Source organism: Halorubrum sp. Atlit-8R, assembly GCF_003666025.1.
Classification (GTDB): Archaea; Halobacteriota; Halobacteria; order Halobacteriales; family Haloferacaceae; genus Halorubrum; species Halorubrum salinarum.
The window spans coordinates 1-4,313 of sequence record NZ_QPLV01000011.1 but is presented as its reverse complement, the minus strand read 5'-3'; the positions used below and the strand labels follow the sequence as shown (position 1 = coordinate 4,313).

Genomic DNA, 4,313 nt, shown 5'->3' with positions numbered 1-4,313 from the left:
CCTGATGTTGCGAAGATGGGTCTATGATGCACAGGTTTCGAGGCTAAGTCATCTGAAAGAAGTGGCCGAGCGGGCCTCGAAATGCGTTTCTGAGAGACCTATCGCGTAGCGTTCACAATTCCGATAGAAAATCGCCGATTAGGTCAGCGCTGCCGCTCACGATCAAGCAAACTCAGAGGAGACAAGAAATTAGTCGGGTGGATCGAGACCGTAGTTCTTCTTGGCAAATGTCAGGAACGAGTTCGAAGAGACCGCCGGCTGGTCGCCGACCTCACCGTGGAGTTCCAACTGCACGAGGATATCCACGAGTCGCCAGCAGTTGTACAACACGCAGGCGAACGCGAAGTTGAAGTACCGGAACCGGTGGTCGGGTGACTGTGTCTCCGCGAGGAACGTCTTCAGTTTCTTAAACCCGTTTTCGATGCCCCACCGGCGCTTGTATCGGACCATCAGCCGCCCAATCTGATGTTTCATCTCCCGGTCGTCCGAAGGATTGACATCCACCCACGGAAGATTCGTCTCGAACGGCACCGTTGGTGCTTCAACCCGCGCTGGCTCCATGATCTCCTCTTCCTCACGCACCTCATCAAGGAGATTTCCCAGCGGTGAGTTGCCGCCGCGGTCCTCTGAGAGCGGCGTTGTCTCGCCAATATCTTCGAACTCCTCGATAAGTTCCTGCCGAATCGTGACGTCATTCTCATCGTCATCTTCGTCTTCACGTTCCCACTCGCGCTTCGGGAGATAGACTGCCTTTCGTGCTGGCCCGTCGTCCAGACGCCTTTGCTTGACCACGTCGAAGTCTCTGTTCTCGCTGGCGAGCTTGGCAATCTGGTGTTCGTGGTCGCTGCTGGAGCGCACAACGCCCGGATTCAGGTAGTGAACGTTGTGCTTCTCGCAGGCGTCTTTCACGCCATCGTTGGCGAACTCGCGGTCCATCATCACGAGGTCCAGATCGGGGACAATATCTGTCGCACCATCAAGCAGATCGTCTACGAGATCTGCTCGCTTCCGGCCGCGTTCAACTGGGACGGCATCGAGTATGAGCGGGACATCGTGACCGACGAGTTTGATGACTGCCCACTGGAAGAACGGCCCGTCATCGCCTTTGTACCCAAGAATCCACGGTTCCTGATTCTGTCCGCTCCGATCTCGGGTGATCTCGCCATCCCACGGGTTGCCTTTCGTGATGTCGATGGCTGCCATCTGCTTGCGGCCCATCTTGTCCTTGGATTTCGCCTGCTTAACGAGTGTCCGGCTAGTCTCCCGGAGCATTGTCCGGATACGTCCGACGCCGAGATCTTTCGTCTGGAGCCGGTGGGAGTCGCCAGACGGCGTCTTCGATCGGGTAGAGTCGGCGGCAAAGGACTGTGCGCCGTCGTTCGGGTGCATATCAGTCCGCATCCCGAGGTATGACTGCTGTTCCCAGAATGCGCCTTCGGGTATACTTGCGTTTCTGCTGCGGTCAAGGTGGAAACAGTCCTCGACGATGGGCTTCGCACCCTTCCAAACCTCGCGGGCCTTCTCACGAGCGAGCGTATCCTTGCTTTTTGAACGTGTGACTGTATCCGTCGGCTGGTTGGGTAGAAACGAGGGTTCGGGCGCAGGAATATCGTGATATCGAGCGATATCCACGACGACCTCAGCAGCATCTCGAACGGCGTCGCGGACATCTTCGAGACGGCCGTTCCAAGCCCGCCAGAGTGTGGACTGAGTAGGGATGCCGTCGAAGCCGAGCTGCGTGCTGAGAAACGGCTTCTGTTTGAGATATTTCCAGAGAGTTGTTTCACTGTTCCAGCCCTTCACGCAGCGGAGCACGTGCGCTCGGAAGACAGCTTCCCAAGGTTTCGGGTCGCCCTGTTCGTGGTCAAGAGTGTCGTAGAATCGGAGGTAGCAGGCAGGGATTTCAGCGACAAGATCTTCTAGCGTAACAGAGCGATCGTGCCGGACTTGTTGCTCGCGCGGGTAGGTTGTAAGAACGCCGTCAACCATTTCGCGGAATGTCATATCGAAGGACCGTGCTTCGACAAGATCGCCAGTATTCGTGGTGTAAAGTCCGTCTACGTCGTAATCTTTCGGTGTAGATTCATAGCCCGCGCCGTCGAGATGCCTCCGTGGACCAAGGCGCTCCCACCGTGACCCGGTTGGGGCCTGTGCCGCGGTTCTTGACACGTAGAGACATATTTGTTTGCCAACTATATAAAGAATCCTTCAGCCGAGTGGAAGTGGTCACTGCTCTCGTTCAGTATAGGTAATGTACGAATCGCTCAGTACAGGGGAGTCACGAATCGATCTATCGAGAAACGGTCTTAACGAGATGCTGATCAATTTCCCATTCGATAGCTAGACTCAAGAAAATGAGAGACACGCCAATCCAATTGAGAGGCGGTTGTTGAGTGAGTGCAAGCAGTATCCCAACTCCGAACAGAACAAGCTGTGTCCACCTTCGGGTTTCTCTGAACCGGTAATGAGAGACGAGTAATGTTACGAGCAGAGTACTACTGATCAGGCCGACTATGAGAGACTTTGGGACAGTTACACCACCGACCGACAGTGTCGGGAACTGAATGGTAATTGCGGCTCCGAATGTAGTGAGTAGTACGAGGAGGACGAATCCGAAAACGGTGGACTTACTCAGAGACACAGATTGGTACTAATAGAATACACAACAATTTAGCTACTTGGTTGAGTTGTACTCTCATTTCAAAAACGGACCTCTGTTGAAATCCTCGGAATCCGATACATCTCAAACCGATTGCGGTCAATACAGGTGATTCACACACTGACACTCAGTTCGGATTTGCCTGTATTGTGTCAGGAGCCCTGTGCGAGATACAAACGATATGGTCAGGAATCCTACAAGATGTTGTATCTGTAGAGTTCAGTCAAAGAGAACGTAGGAGACTCTGAGTACCTGTTCGGGGTGTTCAATATTCCATTTAGGTATCCCCCAATCGCGCCTCTCTCTCTGTGGGAGATCATATAGAGCTTCTACGGCTTCGTACAGGTTGTCTTGTGAAACATCGCCGTGGCCTATGAGTACCGTTTCAGGGCGCTCAGTGGTTTGGTTGTTACCGTCCGTTCGGGGCTCTGTATCTACTCCCATTTCGATAAGCGTCTGAAGAGCCGCCACTCCGTGAATTCGGTCGTCGGTGTAGTGGACTATCGGCTCATCTTCGTAGCCCTCAGTAACAAGTACAGCATACACTCCTGCAATTTGGTCTGCCGAGGGTATTTCGTCGCTTCCACTGTCCGAACTAAACCCGTCCTGTAAGTCGGTACATCCTGCCAGTAATAGAGGCAATCCAACTATTACATCACGTCGGGAGGGCATAGTCCATTTTACCGATAGTAGCGTTATAATGTTTCTTCCTAATCAATAAGCACTCTTCAGCGACCCGCTGTTTCAGATGATAATGTGTCTGAAGAATAGGATTTCAACAGAGCTGTTTTCAACAAACCCGTCTATATGTGTTTTTGTTAGAGTCCGACAAGGCCTGTAAACTATATAACCATTCGGAGATAATTCGTATTATGAATGTACGACTTGATCGGGCCAGAGACGCTCCGATCCGATTCTTATTCGCAACACTAGCGGAAAGTAACCGATTCTGGTTTGGTTTCGTTATTGGGCTTCCGCTCATTTTTTTCCTTCTATCTCCCGTTCACGACGTGTTTGTCTCGCTTGCTGCTGGGCTACCGTTTGCTATCGCTCTGTGGCTCTTGTGGTTGAGTCACCAGTTTGTGAATTCTCAATTACGGATCGATGCAGATAATCGAACGTTGATAAGATCGCAATCATACAATCTTGACATTTATTCACCAGTTGAGATTGATAATGTCGATCATGTCTTAATCATCCGATTTTCTGACGTAGCTCTCATAAAACTACAATACTTTCAGTGGAAATTCTCTCATCCACCGGATACGCCGATCTCCTCAGCACAGATCAACGAAATTAAATCACAACTTGAGCAGATGGGCCTTGATGTGTCTATTCATGAAATCACACCTCGGTTGATTCCGATTGACCCAATTCTAACACGAATAGTCGTAACACCGATTGCAATCCTTGGAATTCCTCTTATTGTTTGGCACTTTTATGGAATAGAAGCGTTTTTCACCGATGTTGTGATTGTACCGATGATTGTAATGATTGGCTATGGACTATACGGAGCGATACGCCGGTACCGTCTTCGTCGCTCTAGCTCGGAAAGGGGACAAGATTCGTACTGAGACTACCAGCAGAGCGTTTCGTCTTGTCTCTAGAATTGAATCAGTTAAACGGTATGCAATCTTCAGTGAACAGCTGTTCC

Annotated in this window: 3 protein-coding genes; 1 reads left to right on the top strand and 2 read right to left on the bottom strand. The window is 51.2% G+C overall.

Annotated elements, in window-relative coordinates; genetic code table 11:
• Positions 1–189: 189 nt before the first annotated feature.
• Together DVK05_RS16320 and DVK05_RS17045 are read right to left on the bottom strand one after the other, a co-directional pair.
• A complete protein-coding gene (locus tag DVK05_RS16320) occupies positions 190–2,004 on the bottom strand; it encodes a transposase (RefSeq protein ID WP_121564933.1) in 1,815 nt (604 codons plus the stop codon).
• A gap of 874 nt (positions 2,005–2,878) precedes the next feature.
• Positions 2,879–3,331 (bottom strand): hypothetical protein, encoded by a 453-nt coding sequence (locus DVK05_RS17045; RefSeq protein WP_147437822.1) that lies wholly within the window; start codon positions 3,329–3,331, stop codon positions 2,879–2,881.
• 338 nt (positions 3,332–3,669) lie between these two features.
• Here DVK05_RS17045 and DVK05_RS17040 point away from each other — a divergent pair, with 338 nt between their 5' ends.
• Positions 3,670–4,233, top strand: coding sequence for a hypothetical protein (locus DVK05_RS17040; RefSeq protein WP_158598869.1), 564 nt, complete (start codon positions 3,670–3,672; stop codon positions 4,231–4,233).
• Positions 4,234–4,313: the final 80 nt, after the last annotated feature.

Bases quoted from the DNA above. Each gene is read 5' to 3' on its own strand.
- DVK05_RS16320 (WP_121564933.1), bottom strand. From the start codon at position 2,004: ATGACATTCCGCGAAATGGTTGACGGCGTTCTTACAACCTACCCGCGC.
- DVK05_RS17045 (WP_147437822.1), bottom strand. From the start codon at position 3,331: ATGCCCTCCCGACGTGATGTAATAGTTGGATTGCCTCTATTACTGGCA.